The following is an 18,201-nucleotide window of genomic DNA, read 5'->3' as shown; positions in this document are numbered from 1 at the left end:
GGTACAGGGGTTCTCTGGGTTGCCTTGTCCGGCTGCCGTGCAAAGGCGGGCCGGTCGCGCGGCTGGGGCGCGTTCAGTGGGTGGAGGGCCGGCTGTCCATCCGGGGCGCGCCCGGCCACAGCCGCGACAGCGCCGGCAGCAGGCTGCGCCAATCCGGCACTGACCGGGTATCGATCGGCAGGACGCGCGCGAGTTCCTCGGCAGCGAAGCCCTCGCGGCTGCGCAGTTGCGCCTCGAGCACCGCCTCGTCGGCCTCCGAGGCGTCGCCGCCGGCGGCCAGGCGGGCGCGCACGCGCGCGCGCAGGACGTCCTCCGGCGCATCGAAGGCGAGGATGGCGAAGGGTACGCCGAGCTCCTGCGCGAGCCCGGCGAAGGCCGTGCGCTGGGCGCGTTTCAGGAAGGTGGCGTCGACCAGCACCGGGCGCCCGGCCTCGAGCACCACGCGCGCCAGCTCGGCCAGGCGCGCATAGGTGCGCGCGGTGGCCTCCGGGGTATATAGCCCGCCGCCGAGGCCGGAGCCGCTCGTCGCCTCCGCCGCCAGGCCGGCGAGGCGCTTGCGCTCGACGTCGGCGCGCACGCGGATCACCCCGCCCGCCTCCACCAGGGCCTGCGACTGGCTGGTCTTGCCCGCGCCCGCGACGCCGCAGGCCACCAGCAAGGCCGGCGCGCCCAGCGCCCTCTGCGCCTCGGCGAGCGCGAGGTAGCGGCGGCATTCGTCCACGCTCTCGCTGCGTGCGGCGCCGTCGAGCTGGCTGGCGCGGATCGCGGCGATCTTGGCGCGCACCATCGCGCGATAGCTGAGGTAGTAGGGCAGCACGCGCAGGCCGGCGTAGTCGCCGCAGCGCTCCAGCCAGGCATTGAGGAAGCGCCAGCCCAGCTCGGCCCGCCCGCGCGCCTGCAGGTCCATGACCAGGAAGGCGACGTCGGCGACGACATCGGTCCAGCGCAGCTCGGCGCTGAACTCGATGGCGTCGAAGAGGCGCGGCTCGCCGTCGAGCGCGACCAGGTTGCCCAGGTGCAGGTCGCCATGGCATTCGCGCACCCGCCCCTCGGCGAGGCGCGCCGCGAACACCGGCGCGAGCGCGGCGTATTGCCCCTCGGCCCAGGCCTCCACCCGGGCCAGCGTCGCGAGCAGGTCGGCATGGACAGCGGGATCGAGGCGCTCGCGCATCTGCGCGAAGTTCTGCCGCACCGGCGCATGCACCGCGGCCGCATCGCCGAACGCCCCGCCCGGCAACGCCACCGCGGCGGCGGCGTGGAACGCGGCGACATGGCGGGCGAGGCGATCGAAGAGCGCGGGCGCCAGCCTGCCCTCGTCGAGCAGGCGCGAGAACAGCCCGGACTGGTCGAAGCGGCGCATGCGCAGCAGCCAGTCGAAGGGCTCGCCGCCACCGTCGAAGCGGGGCGCCTCGGGGCTGCCGCGCACCGCCACCACCGCCTCGTAGATCTCCGGCACCGTGCGGCGGTTGAGCCGCAGCTCCGCCTCGCAGGCCTCGCGCCGGCGCGCCGGCGTGGAAAAGTCCAGGAAGCCGAGGTCGAGCGGCTTCTTCAGCTTCCAGGCGTGCTCGCCGGCGAGCAGCACCCAGGAGATGTGGGTCTCGATCAGCTCGACGCCGCCCTCCGAGCCGGGCAGCACGCCGGGCCGGCGCAGCGTGTTCAGCAGGGTTTCGGATGCATGCATCGGCAGCTCTCCTCGGTCATCCGCCCGATGGTAGCCCGGGACGCGCGCAGCCGGAGCGCTCGCCGCCGCGACGTCGGCTCCCCTATCATCCCGTCCGCCTCCATCGACGACCGCCGACCATGCCCGCCACTCCCTTCACCGCCCTCGCCTGCCCGCTCGACGGCGCGCCGCTGCAACGCCAGGGCGGCAGCCTGCGCTGCGCGGACGGGCACTGTTTCGACCTCGCCGCCCAGGGCTATGTGAACCTGCTGCCGGTGCAGAACAAGCGTTCGCGCGACCCCGGCGACAGCAAGGAGATGGTCGCCGCGCGCCGGCGCTTCCTCGAGGCCGGGCATTACGCGCCGATCGCCGCTGCGGTAGCGCGCACCGTGTTCGAGGGCGCGGCCCCCGGCCAGACGCTCGCCTGCCTCGACGCCGGCTGCGGCGAGGGCTACTACCTGCGCCAGCTCTCCGCGGCGGCGGTGGAAGCGCGCACGCTCGCGCTCGCCGGCCTCGACATCTCGAAGTGGGCGGTGCAGGCGGCGGCTAAGCGCGATCTGCAGGACGCCCGCAGCCGGGCCGGCGCCGATCCGTCCACCGCCTGGATCGTCGGCAGCAACGCCGGCCTGCCGGTGCTGCCGGCCACGCTCGACCGCGTGCTGTGCATGTTCGGCTTCCCGGTCTACCCCGAGTTCGCGCGCGTGCTGCGCCGCGGCGGCGAACTGCTGCAGGTCGACGCCGGCCCGGACCACCTGCGCGAGCTGCGCGAAGTCATCTACCCCGCACTCAAGCCCGAGCGCCCGGCCAGCCGCGCGGAGCCCCCGGGCTTCGCGCACCTCGCCAGCGACACCCTGCGCTTCCAGATCCACGTCGACGGCGCAGCCCAGATCGCCGACCTGCTGGCGATGACGCCCCACCTCTACCGCGCCAGCGCCGAAGGCCGCGCCCGCGCGGCGGCGCTCGTCGCGCTGACGATGACGGTGGACGTGCGCCTGGCGCGCTACCGCCGCCAGCCCGGCTGAAGCCGAACCGCGCAAGGCAATCCGCACCTGCAGCGCCCGCTCGACATGAACGGCGGATGAACGGCATCTTCAGCATCGATTCAGCCAGCGCGGCGCAGCATGGCATCACGGTCGCAACAGGACCGCCCAACCGACACAGGAGATGCCATCATGCGTGCCACCACTCTCATCGCCACCCTGGCCCTCACCGGCGGACTCATCGGCGCCGGCGCCGCCATCGCCCCCGCGTTCGCCCAAAGCGTTACCCCGGCTGCCAGCCCGGCCGCGGCTACGACGCCCGCCGCCCAGTCCAGCTGGATGAGCCTGAAGGACGTGCAGACCAAGCTCGAAGCCGCCGGCTACACCGATTTCCGCGAGATCGAGCGCGACAAGAACAAGTACGAGGTCAAGGCCACCGACCCGCAGGGCCAGCGCGTGGAGCTGGACGTCGATCCGGTCACCGGCGACGTCCTCAAGACCGAGGTCAAGCGCAGCAAGTAAGCGCCACCCCAGGGGGGGCCGGCTCGACCGGCGCCCCCTTTCGGTGCGCGATCGCCGCGTCGCAGCCACGCGCGTGCACCGCGCGCCCGCCACTCGCGCACGCCGCGCCCAACCCCACGCTGTCCGACCCCACGCTGTCCGACCTACCGCCGGGAGCTCGCGCCATGATCCCCACGCTTTCAACCCTCCCCGCCCTCGCCGCCTTCGTCGCCCTTGTCGCCGCGGCCTGGGGCCTCAACGTCGCCGCCCTCGACGGCGGCACCGCCTCCCTGCCCTGGCTGATCCGCGAGCAAGGGCTGTACATCAGCGGCCTGCTCGCCATCGGCCTGATGTCGCTGGCGATGGTGCTCGCCACCCGCCCCACCGTGCTCGAGCACCCGCTCGGCGGCATGGATCGCATCTTCCGTCTGCACAAGTGGGCCGGCATCCTGGCCGCGGTGTTCGCCGCGCTGCACTGGCTGATCGAGATGTCCGACGACGTCATCAAGTCGCTTCACGGCAAGGCCGGGAAGCCAGCGCACAACGAGTTCGGCGGCCTCTACGAGATGCTGCGCGACGCCGGCGAGGAGCTCGGCGAGTTCGCCATCTACCTCGTGCTGGCGATGGTCGTGCTCAGCCTGTGGAAGCGCTTCCCCTACAAGTTCTGGCGCCACCTCCACCGCGCGATGCCGGTGTTCTACCTGCTGCTCGCCTTCCACGCCGCCGTGCTGGCGCCGCCCGACTACTGGACGCAGCCGGTCGGCGTGCTGCTCGCGCTGCTGCTCGCTGCGGGCACGGTCGCCTCGGTCATCGCGCTGACGGGCCGCATCGGCCACGATCGCAAGGTGCAGGGCGTGGTCACCGCCGTGTCCTCGCCTGCCCCCGACGTCACCGAGATCGTGTGCAGGCTCGACGGCGCCTGGCGCGGCCACCAGGCCGGGCAGTTCGCCTTCGTCGGCCTCGAGCGCTTCGAGGGCTCGCACCCCTTCACCATCGCCAGCGCCGACCACGGCGACCGCAGCCTCAGCTTCCAGATCAAGGCCCTGGGCGACTACACCCGCCAGCTCGCCAGCCGCGTCGCAGTCGGCCAGGCGGTCACCGTCGAAGGCCCTTACGGCCGCTTCGTGCTCGGCCGCCAGGACCACAAGGCGCGCCAGATCTGGGTCGCCGGCGGCATCGGCGTCACCCCCTTCCTGGCCTGGCTCGACGCCCTGCGCGCCGACCCCGCCGCGGCCCCGGCAGTCGAGTTGCACTACAGCACCCGCGGTGCGGCGCAGGATCCCTTCGTCGAGCGCCTGCGCAGCCTGTGCGCCGGGCTGCCGAGTGTGACGCTGCACATCCACGACCGCGCCGCCGGCGACGACCTCACACCCGAGCGCCTCGCCGCCACGGCCACCGACGGCCAGCGCGCGGAAGTCTGGTTCTGCGGCCCGCGCGGCTTCGGCGACCAGCTCAAGGCCGGGCTCGCGCGGCTGTGGGGACGTCGGCTGAGCTTCCGGCGCGAGGCGTTCGAGATGCGCTGAGGCGAGTGGCGCGGCGGCTGCGGTCGTCGCGCCTCGCACCACACTCATCAAATCGGCCCAGATCCGAGAAGTAGTTCGCGGGTGTCATTGCCTGGTACATGCCGAATGCATTCGCGCAAACCATAATTGCAACATGCCCCGCCCTTACCGCAAGTCCCGCCGCGATCCGGGCCTGATCGAGATCGCCGCCACGTCCGACTGGAAGGTCTCTGCCGCCATGGCGGCCGTGTGCGTCCTTGCCGCCACCGTCATCATCCCCGCCCTGCTCGGCAGCAGCCGCGTGCTCGACAGTCTGGTGCTGATCTTCGTACCGCTGGCCTGGCTGATGGCCGTCGTCTTCGGCGGCATCTCGCTGATCCGCTTGCTGCGGCAGCGCCCGCAGGACTCGCCAGTGCCGCCGCGCTCGCCCACGAACCGCCCGGCACAAGCGGCAGCGCGCGCGACCGAAGCCTCGTTGCCGGAAGTCGACAAGGCCCCGCTTGCGGAATCATTCGCCCCCCCGACCAGCGCCGCAGCGCCCGAGGCCCGGCCCACCGCGTGGTCGCGCGAGCTCATCGACCGCATCGAGTGGAAGCGCTTCGAAGACCTGTGCTGCGAGTTCTATCGGGTGAAAGGCATCCGCGCCGAAACCACCCGGCTCGGCGCCGACGGCGGCGTCGACATCCGCCTGTTCCAGGACGCCGCCGATCCCCAGCGTTGCACGGCCGTCGTCCAGTGCAAGGCCTGGAACCAGGCCGTCGGCGTAAAGCCGGTGCGGGAACTGCGGGGTGTGATGGCGCACGAGCGCGTCGACAAGGCCTTCTTCATGGCCCCGAACGGCTTCACCGACGAGGCCCGCAGCTTCGCCGCGGAGAACCGCATCACCCTGCTCGACGGCAAACTGTTCCTCGCCATGCTCGAGCGCTTGCCCGCAGCCCTGCGTCGACAACTGCTCGACTTCGCGACGGAAGGCGACTGGACGACGCCCACCTGCCCGTCCTGCGGGGTGAAGATGGCTGCGCGCGACGGCACGCACGGGCGATTCTGGGGCTGTGTCCGTTTCCCGAAATGCCGCGCGACGCTGCAGATGCGCGGATCAGCCGTCTGACCGCCACTCCGGAGGCCAGCCTTGCACACCAAGCACGTCCTGATCGACTTCGAGGACGTTTACGTCAAGTCAAACGTGTGGCAGCAGCTCGGCCTCAGCTGCCGGTGGCTTGATGGCACAGTCAGGCAGCAATGTGTTGGTCACCTGCCGTTCGAGCGTCAGGCAAGGGCGAACGGCGACTTCTCCGTCCGGCGAACTGGAAGTATCGACCCAATCCAGCCATCGGGTACTTCGTGGTCCGAACGGCAAGTAACCGAGCGAAGCCGCCACCTCGCATGACATATTGGAGACGCCAAATTGGTGTTCTGGTCAATCAATGTGAATGCCGGTGGTGGATGTCCGGAAAGTGCGGGTGCTTGTGGACCAGCGCCTCGTGGCGGTGCCGATGTTCATGTGGCTCGTCACTGTTCCAGGCGAAGTCGTGCTCGTGCTGGTGGTGTTCGTCATGGGTGTGCCGATGGCCATGCTCTGTCGGCTCATGCACGTGCTCGTGCTCGTGGTGCTCGGTGAGGTGTAGCCACACCCCCCAGCTCATAAGGGCTGCCGCAATCCAGAATGAGATCGAGGTCGACTCCCCCAGCAGGACCAGCGACACCGCAGCGCCGATGAAGGGCGCGGTCGAGAAGTAGGCGCCGGTTCGCGCCGTCCCCAGTCCGCGTAGCGCAAGCACGAAGAGCACCAGGCTGATGCCATAGCCGAACAACCCGACGACCATGGTGCCGAGCAGGACCGTGCCGTCCGGCAGGCTCGCGCCGAGTGCAAACGCCAGCCCGACGTTGACCGTGCCCGCCACTGCACCTTTCGTGGCCGCGATGAAGAGTGCATCGGAGGCCGACACGCGCCGCGTCAGGTTGTTGTCGATTGCCCAGCACAGACAGCCGGCAGCGATGGCGAGCGGGCCGATCCAATCGTTCGCGCTCCCTCCACCACCCGACCAGGACAGCACGACCCCGCCGGCGACGATCGCGAGCATGCCGAGCACGATGCGGCGGTCGGCGTTCTCCCTGAATACGACCCACGCGATCACGGCGGTCAACACCGCTTCGAGGTTGAGCAGCAGCGACGCGGTCGAGCCGCTGGTGCGTGTGAGGCCGAACATGAGCGCGAGCGGGCCGAGCACGCCGCCGAAGAAGATCGCCCCCAGCAGCCACCGCCATTCACCCTCGGCCAAGCCGGAGGGCGTCCAGCCGCGATCGCGGATCAGGCGCGCCGCAGCGAGCCCGAGCCCGCTGCCAAGGTAGAGCAAGCCGGCCAGCAACCACGGCGACATCTCGCCGACCAGCAGCTTGGCGAACGGGGTGCTCGCGCCGAACAAGGCCGCCGCGAGCAACGCATGGATCACGTAGATGTTGTTCATTGCCCTTGCCAGACCGGTGTGGCCAGAATGATCGGAAACGCCCCCACCCCGGCGGGATGGGGGCGCTGCGCTTACAACACTCGCTCGATCTTGGTGTAATCGCCTTGGGTCTTGAGCGTGACCGTGACGTCGGAGCCGGAGCGGTTCCGCCAGAACCAGCCGTGCTTGCCATCGAACGCGGCAACCAGGTCGCCCTGGTTGCCGAGCTCGTTACGCCCCTTGCCGTAGCCGTGATAGAAGTTTTTCGGCGCGTCGTAGGGGTCGCCATGGGTGTCGAAGTTCACCGGGCCACCGGCGCTCGCCCACTCATAGCGGACACGGCTGTCCTTGTTCATCGTCAGTTTGACTTCGGCGCCCTGACCGGGTTTGAGCGTCACGGTCACCGTGTCTTGTCGTCCGGCGACAGGCTCGGGTGCGACCGCTGCGGGCGGCAGTGCGGCGACCGCGACTGGCGCAGGCGCCGGTGCCGGGACAGGCGCCGCTTCGGCACGAACCGTAGGGGCGACGGCTACGGGCTGTGCGGGCGCCGTTTCCGTAGCAACGCGCTCTTCTGCGCGGGCCTCGGCCGCCAGCGACATCTTGATTTCGCCCATCGGCGTCAGACCGAGTGCGCGGCCGATGCCCGTGGGGTCGATGCCGTACTCGGCGGGCAGCACGGTGGTGACGAGCAGTCCGCCGGCGATCAGGGCAGCCAGGGCGGTCGAGCGCAGCAGCTTGCCGGTGCTTGGCAGTTCGGCGCGGCGGGGAAGATCGGTGTTGTACATGGAGGATGACTCCTTGAATCTCAGGATACGAACAGGCCGGTGAGCTGATAGCCGATTAGCATGAACCCGGCGCACATCATGGCGACGTTGGCGGTATAGGCGTGCTGGAAGAAGCCGGCGCTGCGGCGCCAGAAGCCCATCGCGATCAGGATCGCGCCCAGCGCGAGCAACTGGCCGATCTCCACGCCGACGTTGAACGCCAGCAGGTTGGGCAGCAAGCCATCGCGGGCGATCTCGAACTCCTGGATCTTGGCCGCGAGGCCGAAGCCGTGGAACAGACCGAAGACCAGGGTCGCCGCCTTGGTGTTCGGCTGTACACCGAACCAGCGCTGGAAGGCGCCGAGGTTGTCGAGCGCCTTGTAGACGACCGACAGGCCGATGATCGCGTCGATCAGGTAGGCATTGACGTTCACCCCGGCATAGACGCCGTACAGCATGGTGACCGAATGCCCGATCGCGAACAGGCTGACGTAGAGAGCGATGTCCTTGAGCTTGTAGAGGAAGAAGATCACCCCGGCGAGGAACAGCAGATGGTCGTAACCGGTGACCATGTGCTTGGCGCCAAGGTAGGTGAAGGGCAGCAGGTGCGTACCCGAGATCTCCTGGATGTAGCCCTTGTCGCCCTCGGCCACGCCATGGGCGTGCGCGAAAGCGGTCAGGAGCAGGTAGAGCAGTACGCCTGTGAAAGCGTGCAGCAGCGGCCCGGAGCGTGGCAGCACGGCTGCCCGCCCCCGGCTGGGGAAGGAGTGCGTCATGAGAGTCTTCCGATGAAGTTTGCTGGGGGAGTCCGGCGCTTCACGCGCGGAACTCGACAGGTCAAACGATCAGGAGACGTTTTGGCGGGCGCTCAAGCGTGGCGCAGGGCGCGGGATAGTCGGGTCGACGCTCGTCGGCGATCCACTGATTCGACAGCGGCGGAACATCTACAGCGTGCGTGGGTGGCACGTTCGGCTTGTCATGGCTGTGATCAGCCGGGTTGTGACCGTGTTGGTGGGGGCCGCCCTCGTCCTCGACGTCATCATGGCGATGGCCATGATCGTCCTGCCCCGTGTCCGCATCGGCAAACGCATGCGCGTGGGTGGTTGCACGCAAGGGGTCGTGAGACAGGGAGATCGCACTCGAGAACGCGAACAGCGCATGCGACAGCATCAGCAGCCCGATCACCCCCCTCGCCAGCACGCGGGCGATCTTTTGCGAGAAGATGGGGTGGGCGGCAAACACGGTCATGGAGGGGCAGTTTCGAGAGGGCTGGGCGCCTTCGGCGATCGGTGCGCCGTTTTATACAGGAGTCCGGCTTGTTGCGGGAAATTCGCAACGATTGGAAACGTCAGGGCCGTGGCGAAAATTGCCCCTCCCACGCGTGGGCGCAACTCCGTTGGCGGCACCAAGGTTTGGGGGCGAGGCAAGGAGAGCAGCAGGCGGGAGTGTGGCTCGGATGGCCGTCATCCCGATGCTGATGCGGTTTGCGAGGTCGCCGCAGAGCTTTCTAATAGCGAGAACGGAACGTTGTCGTTCAAACATCAGACAACACTCATCAGCTTGGGAAGTTCGGTTTTGAGCTATCTCGCACGTTTCGTGAGCCTGCCCAAGTCATCAACCGGCTGCATGCGCGTCTGCCGTTCGGTCAAGGCCTTGGGCTGACGAAACCCGGCTCGCCAACCCTGACCGTATCCTTTCATTCTCATGACTTAAACGTAATTGCCGGGTCACTGCCCTGTCAGTGGTCGGCTCCTATGATCGAGTCCATGGTTACTCAAGCACGAGCAGCCAATCTGGACAACTGGACAAGGAGCCATCATGAAAAAGTCGATCATCGCCGTTCTCGCCGTCTCGGCCATCAGCACCCTTGGATCTTCCGCTGCGTTCGCACACGAAGACTATTCCAAACGCGGTACGTTGCACTGGCTCGAGCATGTCCAGGCACGCGCTTCGAGCCCGACTGAGCGAGAGCTGGCCACATATGGCTACGCGAGCAACGCCACGCCCTCCCGCACCGTGATCGTCAATGCGGACACGCGCTACATCAACGTCACGCGGCTCGAGACGGTTGCCCTGAAGGTCGGTGACAAGACGGTCAACTGGACCTTCGACACCCTCGGCACAAACAGCTTTCCGCTTTCGAAGGTGGTCCAAGGGGGCGACAAGGTGACTGTCTATCTCGAAGAAAGCCCCCTTTACCGCAGCGGCTCCTGATAGCACCAAGCTTCCCCAGGAACCAAGGCGGGTAAGGCATCGGGCAATCTTCTATGGAAGAGGCCTGATGCAATGTTCAGCAATTATTTGTAGTTGATTCAAGGAGACGAGCATGTTGAAGAAAGCACTGATGGTCGCGGCACTTGGGATTGCCACCACATCGGCCTTCGCGGTCGATGTCGAGCGGGTCGAAAAGTCCATCCCCATGAAGGATGGCTCGACGGTCTACATCTTCAAGGATGGGAAAATGGGCATGGAGGACAAGATGGGCCGTGCGGTGAGGATGAAACACGGCGAAGTGATGGAGACCAAGGATGGACAGAAGATCATGATGCACGGCGACGAGGTCATGCGTCTCGACAGCATCCTTCGCCACGACACCCGTAACTGATTCGCACGTTTCAGGATGAACTTGCCCCCGGTGTCGATCCCGGGGGCTTTTCTGTCGACCTTTTTCAGGATCGGCGGGTTTGATTGATCAAACTCACTCTGCCCCGCGCGCATGCATGGTGCCCCAAACTCAAAGGCGCCTTGCTTGCAGGCAATGAGGAATCTGCGCGTCGGCATCTCCCTCTACTTCGCAAGCGGCGCTCTGGACCAAACGATCCGTCGAACTACCGCAGGCGAGGAATGAACGCCGGCGTGCGGTCGCGGTATGAGCGATAGGCATCACCGAATGCCTCGATCGCATCGAGTTCTTCCCGGCGGGCGAGCCTGGCGTACACGATCAACAGAACCGGGAACATGATCAGCGTGATCAAGGTCGGCCATTGCAGCAAAAAGCCGAACATGACCAGAACGAAAGCGACGTATTGCGGGTGTCGAATGCGTGCGTACGGGCCACTGTCGGCGACGCGGCGGGTGCGCTGAGCCTCGAGGAGTACGGGCCAGGCCTTTGCCAGGAGCCAGAAGCCACCGACGATGAACACCGTGCTCAAGAGGTGAAACGGGCGAAGTGCGGGTTACTGCTCCATCCGAACATCACCTCCAAGAGGTGCCCCGAGTCGTGGGCAAAAAAATCGATTCCCGGAAATTTCGAAGACAGCCACCCCGAGAGCAGGTAGATCGTCAACGGAAAGCCGTACATCTCGGTGAAGAGCGCGAGGATGAAGGCCGAGTAAGCGCCCAAGGATCGCCAGTCCTGGCTTGTGCGGGGACGCGTGAAGCTGAATGCGAAGGCGATGAAGAACAGCGAGTTGATGATAACCAGTGACCACAAGCCGTAACTCGACGTCTCACTCATCTCGATCTCCCGTGGCATCACGCATCATGGTTACCTTGGTCTTCAGCCGGCGTTCGTTTTCTCTTGTGGCCGTGACCGCGATGCATGAAGACGTGCATCAGGGGGCACGCAAGCAAGATGAGCCACGGTAGGTAGCCGAGCACATGGAGCCGGTGCTCGGCGATAAGGAGAACGGCCGCCAGTACGACGAAGACCGGAAATACGCGGCGAACCCTTAAGTTCGATTCAGCCCGACCGGATGGACGGGGCTCGGCTTCCGTCTCGGCTTTCATGAGACAGCTCCTTGTGCGCAAACATCGACACGCTGACGCCGGCATGCCTCCCAACGAACGAAGTACCCGTCACGCAGTTCGTCTGCCCAGCTTTCCGTGCGGGCGGATTGAGGTCGATCAGATCCTTTTCCGTCCGAGGCGCAACGCGTTGCCGACCACGGACGCCGAACTGAAGCTCATCGCCAGGGCGGCAATCAGGGGTGAAAGAAGCAGTCCGAACGCTGGATAGAGCACCCCAGCCGCGATCGGCACACCCGCTGCGTTGTACAGGAAGGCGAACACGAGGTTCTGGTGCATGTTGCGCACGGTGGCGACGGAGATGCTGCGTGCGGTGGCGATGCCCCGGAGATCACCCTTGACAAGGGTCAGATGGGCACTGTTCATCGCGACATCGGTCCCCGTGCCCATCGCGATACCCACATTCGCGCGCGCGAGCGCCGGCGCGTCATTGATGCCGTCGCCGGCCATGGCGACGATGTGCCCCTCGGCCTGCAGTTTGCCGACGAGCTCATTCTTGTCGGCGGGCTTCACTTCGCCATAGACCTCGTCGATGCCCAGGCGTGCACCGACCGCGCGCGCCGTGGTGAGACCGTCGCCCGTGGCCATGATGATCCTGAGCCCGCTCGCCCGCAGCGCATCGAGCGCTTCCGGGGTCGAAGCCTTGATCGGGTCGGCAACGGCGATGAGGCCGACGAGCACGCCCTCTGCGGCGAGGTACATCACGCTTGCGCCCTCAAGGCGCAGAGCCTCGGCGCGTTCCGCGAGCCCGCGCCAATCGATGCGCTCATCGTCCATCAGGGCGGTGTTCCCCAGAACCACACGTTGGCCATCGACTGTACCGCGCACGCCGATGCCGGAAGAGGATTCGAAGGTGTCCGGTGTGCTGAGCGCCAGACCGCGCGCGCGGGCCTCGGTCACGATGGCCTGGGCGAGTGGGTGCTCGCTGCCCTGATCGAGGCTGGCTGCGATGCGAAGCACGTCGGCCTCCGTCCCGCCCGGCGCCGCCACCACACTATGGAAGGCGGGGCGCCCTTCGGTCAGGGTGCCGGTCTTGTCCACGATCAGGGTGTCGACCTTGCGCAGCGACTCGATCGCCGCCGCATCGCGAAACAGCACGCCCTGGGTGGCTGCCTTGCCGGTCGCGACCATCACCGACATCGGCGTGGCCAGGCCCAATGCGCAGGGGCAGGCGATGATCAGCACCGCCACCGCGTTGATGAGGCCGTAGGCCCAGCTCGGCTGGGGTCCGAAGAGTCCCCACACCACGAACGTGGTGAGGGCGATGAGCACGACGACGATGACGAACCAGCCCGCGACGACATCCGCCAGGCGTTGCATCGGCGCGCGCGAACGCTGAGCCTGCGCGACCATCTGCACGATCTGCGACAGCATGGTCTGTGCGCCGATCTTCTCGGCGACCATGACCAGCGCTCCACTGGTGTTGAGCGTGGCGCCGATCACCTTGTCCCCGGGGCGCTTGGTCACCGGGATCGGCTCGCCGGTCAGCATCGATTCATCGACCGCGCTTTCGCCTTCGTCAACGGAACCATCGACGGGCACCTTTTCGCCCGGACGAATGCGCAACCGGTCGCCAGGATGGACGTGGGTCAGCGGGATATCCTCTTCGGTGCCATCCGCGCGAATGCGCCGCGCGGTCTTGGGCGCGAGGCCGAGCAGCGCCTTGATCGCGGCGCCGGTCTCCGAGCGCGCCTTCAGCTCCAGCACCTGGCCGAGCAGCGTCAGCGAGATGATCACCGCTGCTGCCTCGAAATACACCGCCACGTGTTCGCCCATGCGGAAAGAGGCCGGAAACACTTCGGGCGCAACCGTAGCGACGACGCTATATAGATAGGCCGCCCCAACTCCCAGTCCAATCAGCGTCCACATGTTCGGGCTGCGGTTGCCGATCGACTGCGCGCAGCGCACGAAGAACGGCCAACCGGACCAGAGCACGACCGGTGTCGCCAGGGCCAGCTCGACCCAGGGGCGCGCCGCACCCAGCATCGGATCGAAGACGCCACCGGACATGGCGATCGCGGTGACGATCACCGTCAGCGGCAGCGTCCACCAGAAGCGGCGGCGGAAATCGACGAGCTCGGGATTGTCCTCATCCTCAAGACCCGGCATCACCGGCTCGAGTGTCATACCGCATTTCGGGCAGGTGCCCGGTCCAATCTGGCGGATCTCCGGATGCATCGGGCAGGTGTACTCCGTGCCGGGCACCGGTGCGGGTTCCGTTGAAGGCTGACTTGTCTCCGGTGCCAGATACCGCGCCGGATCAGTCTCGAACTTGCCTTGGCACTTCGCACTGCAGAACCGGTATTCGTGTCCGGCGTGAATGACCCGATACGGAGAGTCGGGCTTTACCGTCATGCCGCAGACCGGATCGGTGTCATTGCCTGTCGATGCATGATCGTGGCGATGAGTGTGGCCGGAATGGCCACCCTGCGAATGTTCGTGAGTCATGATGCTTCTCCCCTGCGCTTGTTGTTATCGAATGCCGACCTTGCGCTGTTCACCACGGATGAATGCCGTGACATGAGCGACCTCGTCCGACGTCAGGCCGGGAACAGGTGCCATGTCGCCGAACTGCCAGTGGTGGGCGCGCACACCGTTCGCTACCGCCAACTGAAAGGCGATATCGGCGTGATGACTGGGTTCGTAGACCTTATGGAGCATGGGCGGCCCCTTGTCCGAGCCCTTGAGGTCGGTCCCATGGCAAGCGGCACAGTGCTGTGCGTAGAGTCCCTTTCCTTGCGCCGGATTGGGCATCAGCCCCGGAGAGGGCTGCGGGATCTTCCAGCCTTGCGCCGCTGCGCTCGAAATCAAGACGCCCGAAAGCGCCGCGATGACGACGCCACGGCCAAGGCACGCCCCTGTCATCGACATCTCAGCGCTTCTCCGAATCGGTGTCGTTGCTGCGGTGCCCGCCGTGATGTCCTCCATGGCCAAACAGGTGCATCAGGGGACACAGCAACAGGATCAGATACACCCAGTTGCCCGACACATGCGCCCAGTGTTCGCGCAACAGGAAGAACAGTGCGATCGCCGCCAGCATCAGGCCGGCGATGACGCCGGGGGAGCGATACCAAGCGACAGATCGAGGGAGTCCAGGATCATGAGCAGGCTTTGTGTTCATGGCTTCATACCTTGCGGGTCGGCGAATGGCGAACGGCTGCGGGCGGCTTCGAGCAGCACGGCGAGAGCGGGGCATCCCGGTGGGCTCGCTCGTTCTCGCGACACCAATTCCTGAAGGATTGCCAGAGGGATTTCAGCCACGCAAGCATCGCACTGCTCCTCGTCACGTTCAGCGGCAGCCTCGGGAACGGGGCCTTGGAAACAGGCTACGCCCCCGATGCTGTCGCGCCGCTGACCGGTGCATTACAAATTCGACACCGTGACCAGCGCCTGCGCGGGTGCTGTCTTGGCGCTGCGGCGCAACTCCCACTGCTTGACCAGCGCATACAGCGCTGGAATCACCGCCAACGTCAGCACCGTCGAGGACACCATGCCGCCGACCATCGGCGCGGCGATGCGGCTCATCACCTCGCTGCCCGTGCCGGTGCTCCACATGATCGGCAGCAGGCCCGCCATGATCGCGACCACGGTCATCATCTTCGGGCGCACACGCTCGACCGCGCCTTCCATGATTGCCTCGTACAGTTCGGCGATGCCGGCCTCGCGGCCCTCGGCCTGGCAGCGCGTCTGCACCTCGCGCCAAGCGTGGTCCAGGTAGATCAGCATGATCACGCCGGTCTCCGCCGCCACCCCTGCCAACGCGATGAAGCCCACCGCCACCGCCACGCTCATCTGGTAGCCCAGCCACCACATCAGCCACACCCCGCCGACCAGCGCGAAGGGCACCGACAGCATCACGATCAGGGTCTCGGTCAGGCGCCGGAAGTTCAGGTAGAGCAGCACGAAGATGAGCGCCAGCGTCACCGGCACCACGATCTTCATCTTCTCCTTGGCGCGCTCCATGTTCTCGAACTGGCCGCTCCAAGTGGCGTAGTAGCCCTGCGGGAACTCGACTTCCTCGGCCACCGCCTGCTGCGCGCGTTTGACGAAGGCGCCGAGGTCGGCTTCGCGCGTGTCGACATACACATAGGCCGCCAGCAGCGCGTTCTCGGTGCGGATGGCGGGCGCGCCGCGCGTCAGCTTCACCTCGGCCACCTGGCCGAGCGGGATCGGGCCGTTCATGGTCGGCACGAAGACGTCGGAGGCGAGCCGCACCGGGTCGTCGCGCAGGCCGCGCGCGTAGCGCACCGACACGCCGTAGCGCTCCAGGCCCTCGACCGTGGTCGTCACCATCTCGCCGCCGAGCGCGGTGGCGATTACGTCCTGCACCATGTCGATGGTGAGCCCGTAGCGCGCGAGCTGTTCGCGGCGCGGCACGATGTCCACGTAGTAGCCGCCCGCCACCCGCTCGGCGTAGGCGCTGCTCGCGCCCGGCACCTTGCGCACGGCGGCCTCCACCGCCTGCGCCACCTTCTCCAGCGTCTCCAGGTCCTTGCCGAACACCTTGACCCCCACCGGGGTGCGAATGCCGGTGCTGAGCATGTCGATGCGCGCCTTGATCGGCATCGTCCACGAGTTGGCGAGGCCGGGGAACTTGAGCGCGGCGTCCATCTCGGCAATGAGCTTGTCGGTGGTCATGCCCGGGCGCCACTGGTCCTGGGGCTTGAGGTTGATGACGGTCTCGAACATCTCGAGCGGCGCCGGGTCGGTCGCGGTGTTGGCGCGGCCGGCCTTGCCATAGACCGACGCCACCTCGGGGAAGGTCTTGATGATGCGGTTGGTGGTCGCGAGCAGGCGCCCGGCCTCGGTCACCGACATGCCCGGCAGCGCCGCCGGCATGTAGAACAGCGTGCCTTCGTTGAGCGTCGGCATGAACTCCGAGCCGATCTGGCGCGCCGGTACGATGGTGGCGGCCATCGCCAGCACCGCGAGCAGCAGCGTCACCAGCTTGAAGCGCAGCACGCCCTGGATGATCGGCCGGTAGAGCCAGATCAGCAGCCGGTTCACCGGGTTCTTCGCCTCGGGCAGGATGCGCCCGCGCACGAAGAACAGCATCAGCACCGGCACCAGGGTCACCGACAGCAGCGCGGCGCCGGCCATGGCGAAGGTCTTGGTGAAGGCGAGCGGCGAGAACAGCCGGCCCTCCTGGCCTTCGAGTGCGAACACCGGCAGGAAGGACACGGTGATGATCAGCAGCGAGAAGAACAGCGCCGGCCCGACCTCCTTGCACGCGAGCACGATCGCGGCGCCGCGCGCCTTCTGGTCCGCCCCTGCGGGCAGCCGCTCGATGTGCTTGTGCGCGTTCTCGATCATCACGATCGCGGCATCGACCATCGCCCCGATCGCGATCGCGATGCCGCCCAGGCTCATGATGTTCGAGCCCAGGCCGAGCGAGCGCATGGCGATGAAGGCGAACAGGATGCCGAGCGGCAGCGTGATGATGGCCACCAGCGCGCTCCTCACATGGAGCAGGAAGATCACGCACACCGCGGCGACGATCAGGCTCTCCTCGAGCAGCGTCCATTTCAGGTTGCCGATCGCGCGCTCGATCAGTTCGGAGCGGTCGTACACCGGCACGATCTCGGCGCCTGCCGGCAGGCCGGGCGTGATCTCGGCGATCTTGGCCTTGACGTTGGCGATCACGTCGAGTGCGTTCTGGCCGAAGCGCGCCATCACGATGCCCGAGGCCACCTCGCCCTCGCCGTTGAGCTCGGCGATGCCGCGCCGCTCGGCCGGCACCAGCTCGACGCGGGCGACGTCGCCCACCCGCACCGGGGTGCCGCGCTCGGCCTTGAGCACGATGCCGGCGATGTCGTCCACGCTGCGCAGGTAACCACGCCCGCGCACCATGTATTCCTTCTCGGCGAGCTCCACCACGCGGCCGCCGACGTCGCGGTTGGAGGCGCGGATCGCCTGCGTGACCGCATCGAGCGTGATGCCGTAGCCCGCCAGGCGCAGCGGATCGACCGTGACCTGGTACTCGCGCACGAAGCCGCCGATGCTGGCGACCTCCGACACGCCCTGCGCCTTGGTGAGCTGGTAGCGCACGTACCAGTCCTGCAGGCTGCGCGTGTCGGCCAGGCTCATGTCCTTGCCGAGCACCGCGTACTGGTACACCCAGCCCACGCCGGTCGCGTCCGGGCCGATCTGCGGCGCCACGCCCTGCGGCAGGCGGCCGGCAGCGGTGCTCAGGTACTCGAGCACGCGCGAGCGCGCCCAGTAGATGTCGGTGCCGTCCTCGAAGATCACATACACGTAGGACGCGCCGAACATCGAGAAGCCGCGCACCACCTTGGCGCGCGGCACCGCCAGCATGGAGGTGGTGAGCGGATAGGTGACCTGGTCCTCGACCACCTGCGGCGCCTGGCCGGGATAGTCGGTGTAGACGATCACCTGCACGTCGGACAGGTCGGGCAGCGCGTCGAGCGGCGTGTGCTTGACCGCATACACGCCACCACCGATCAGGAACAGCGTGGCCAGCAGCACCAGGAAGACGTTGCGCGCCGACCAGTCGATGACGCGGTCGAGCAGGCCGGGTGCTGCCGGTCTGGCTGCCGCGTCGGTTGGCACGACGTTCGAAGAGTCTGTCACAGGGGCATGCAT

At 67.1% G+C, this 18,201-nt stretch carries 17 protein-coding genes and 1 pseudogene; 7 read left to right on the top strand and 11 right to left on the bottom strand.

Annotated elements, in window-relative coordinates:
- Positions 1-73 precede the first annotated feature (73 nt).
- Positions 74-1,681, bottom strand: a complete 1,608-nt coding sequence (locus C665_RS00740) for a bifunctional aminoglycoside phosphotransferase/ATP-binding protein (protein WP_004265723.1) — start codon at positions 1,679-1,681, stop codon at positions 74-76.
- Positions 1,682-1,800: 119 nt separating this feature from the next.
- Between C665_RS00740 and C665_RS00735 the strand changes: the two genes are divergently transcribed.
- From C665_RS00735 to C665_RS00720, 4 genes are all read left to right on the top strand, one after another.
- The gene (locus tag C665_RS00735; RefSeq protein WP_004265722.1) at positions 1,801-2,682 is read left to right on the top strand and encodes a putative RNA methyltransferase; all 882 of its coding nucleotides are present in this window, start codon (positions 1,801-1,803) and stop codon (positions 2,680-2,682) included.
- A 150-nt stretch (positions 2,683-2,832) separates the two neighbouring features.
- A complete protein-coding gene (locus C665_RS00730; RefSeq protein ID WP_004265721.1) occupies positions 2,833-3,162 on the top strand; it encodes a PepSY domain-containing protein in 330 nt (109 codons plus the stop codon).
- Between the two features lie 164 nt (positions 3,163-3,326).
- The gene (locus C665_RS00725; RefSeq protein ID WP_004265720.1) at positions 3,327-4,664 is read left to right on the top strand and encodes a ferredoxin reductase family protein; all 1,338 of its coding nucleotides are present in this window, start codon (positions 3,327-3,329) and stop codon (positions 4,662-4,664) included.
- A 133-nt stretch (positions 4,665-4,797) separates the two neighbouring features.
- Positions 4,798-5,751 (top strand): restriction endonuclease, encoded by a 954-nt coding sequence (locus C665_RS00720; protein WP_004265719.1) that lies wholly within the window; start codon positions 4,798-4,800, stop codon positions 5,749-5,751.
- A 313-nt stretch (positions 5,752-6,064) separates the two neighbouring features.
- On the opposite strand, the gene C665_RS00715 is transcribed toward C665_RS00720, so the two are convergent.
- The 4 genes from C665_RS00715 to C665_RS00700 all read right to left on the bottom strand — a co-directional run bounded on the left by C665_RS00715 (position 6,065) and on the right by C665_RS00700 (position 9,099).
- Positions 6,065-7,108 carry a DMT family transporter gene (locus tag C665_RS00715; protein WP_004265718.1) on the bottom strand — a complete coding sequence of 348 codons (1,044 nt, stop codon included), beginning with the start codon at positions 7,106-7,108 and terminating at the stop codon, positions 6,065-6,067.
- 71 nt (positions 7,109-7,179) lie between these two features.
- The gene (locus C665_RS00710) at positions 7,180-7,872 is read right to left on the bottom strand and encodes a hypothetical protein (protein ID WP_004265716.1); all 693 of its coding nucleotides are present in this window, start codon (positions 7,870-7,872) and stop codon (positions 7,180-7,182) included.
- Between the two features lie 20 nt (positions 7,873-7,892).
- Positions 7,893-8,627: a HupE/UreJ family protein gene (locus C665_RS00705; RefSeq protein ID WP_040828169.1), complete on the bottom strand. Its 735-nt coding sequence runs from the start codon at positions 8,625-8,627 to the stop codon at positions 7,893-7,895.
- A 61-nt stretch (positions 8,628-8,688) separates the two neighbouring features.
- Positions 8,689-9,099, bottom strand: a complete 411-nt coding sequence (locus tag C665_RS00700; protein ID WP_004265712.1) for a hypothetical protein — start codon at positions 9,097-9,099, stop codon at positions 8,689-8,691.
- Positions 9,100-9,207: 108 nt separating this feature from the next.
- Between C665_RS00700 and C665_RS20540 the strand changes: the two genes are divergently transcribed.
- The 3 genes from C665_RS20540 to copK all read left to right on the top strand — a co-directional run bounded on the left by C665_RS20540 (position 9,208) and on the right by copK (position 10,456).
- Positions 9,208-9,513, top strand: coding sequence for a hypothetical protein (locus C665_RS20540; RefSeq protein WP_157276996.1), 306 nt, complete (start codon positions 9,208-9,210; stop codon positions 9,511-9,513).
- A gap of 156 nt (positions 9,514-9,669) precedes the next feature.
- Positions 9,670-10,065: a CzcE family metal-binding protein gene (locus tag C665_RS00695; protein ID WP_004265710.1), complete on the top strand. Its 396-nt coding sequence runs from the start codon at positions 9,670-9,672 to the stop codon at positions 10,063-10,065.
- A 112-nt stretch (positions 10,066-10,177) separates the two neighbouring features.
- Positions 10,178-10,456 (top strand): periplasmic Cu(I)/Cu(II)-binding protein CopK, encoded by a 279-nt coding sequence (gene copK, locus C665_RS00690; RefSeq protein WP_004265708.1) that lies wholly within the window; start codon positions 10,178-10,180, stop codon positions 10,454-10,456.
- A gap of 223 nt (positions 10,457-10,679) precedes the next feature.
- Here copK and C665_RS00685 read toward each other — a convergent pair.
- The 6 genes and pseudogenes from C665_RS00685 to C665_RS00670 form a co-directional block, all read right to left on the bottom strand.
- Positions 10,680-11,308 (bottom strand): annotated as a pseudogene (locus C665_RS00685) (methyltransferase family protein).
- 17 nt (positions 11,309-11,325) lie between these two features.
- Positions 11,326-11,580 carry a DUF2933 domain-containing protein gene (locus C665_RS19945; protein WP_004265702.1) on the bottom strand — a complete coding sequence of 85 codons (255 nt, stop codon included), beginning with the start codon at positions 11,578-11,580 and terminating at the stop codon, positions 11,326-11,328.
- Between the two features lie 117 nt (positions 11,581-11,697).
- Positions 11,698-14,046 carry a heavy metal translocating P-type ATPase gene (locus C665_RS00680; protein WP_040828166.1) on the bottom strand — a complete coding sequence of 783 codons (2,349 nt, stop codon included), beginning with the start codon at positions 14,044-14,046 and terminating at the stop codon, positions 11,698-11,700.
- Between the two features lie 24 nt (positions 14,047-14,070).
- Positions 14,071-14,469 (bottom strand): c-type cytochrome, encoded by a 399-nt coding sequence (locus C665_RS00675; protein WP_004265696.1) that lies wholly within the window; start codon positions 14,467-14,469, stop codon positions 14,071-14,073.
- Position 14,470: 1 nt separating this feature from the next.
- A complete protein-coding gene (locus C665_RS19940) occupies positions 14,471-14,719 on the bottom strand; it encodes a DUF2933 domain-containing protein (protein ID WP_012586265.1) in 249 nt (82 codons plus the stop codon).
- A gap of 242 nt (positions 14,720-14,961) precedes the next feature.
- A complete protein-coding gene (locus C665_RS00670) occupies positions 14,962-18,201 on the bottom strand; it encodes an efflux RND transporter permease subunit (RefSeq protein WP_281054719.1) in 3,240 nt (1,079 codons plus the stop codon).

The organism is Thauera aminoaromatica S2, from assembly GCF_000310185.1.
GTDB classification, from domain to species: Bacteria; Pseudomonadota; Gammaproteobacteria; order Burkholderiales; family Rhodocyclaceae; genus Thauera; species Thauera aminoaromatica.
This window is presented reverse-complemented; position numbering and strand designations above follow the sequence as displayed.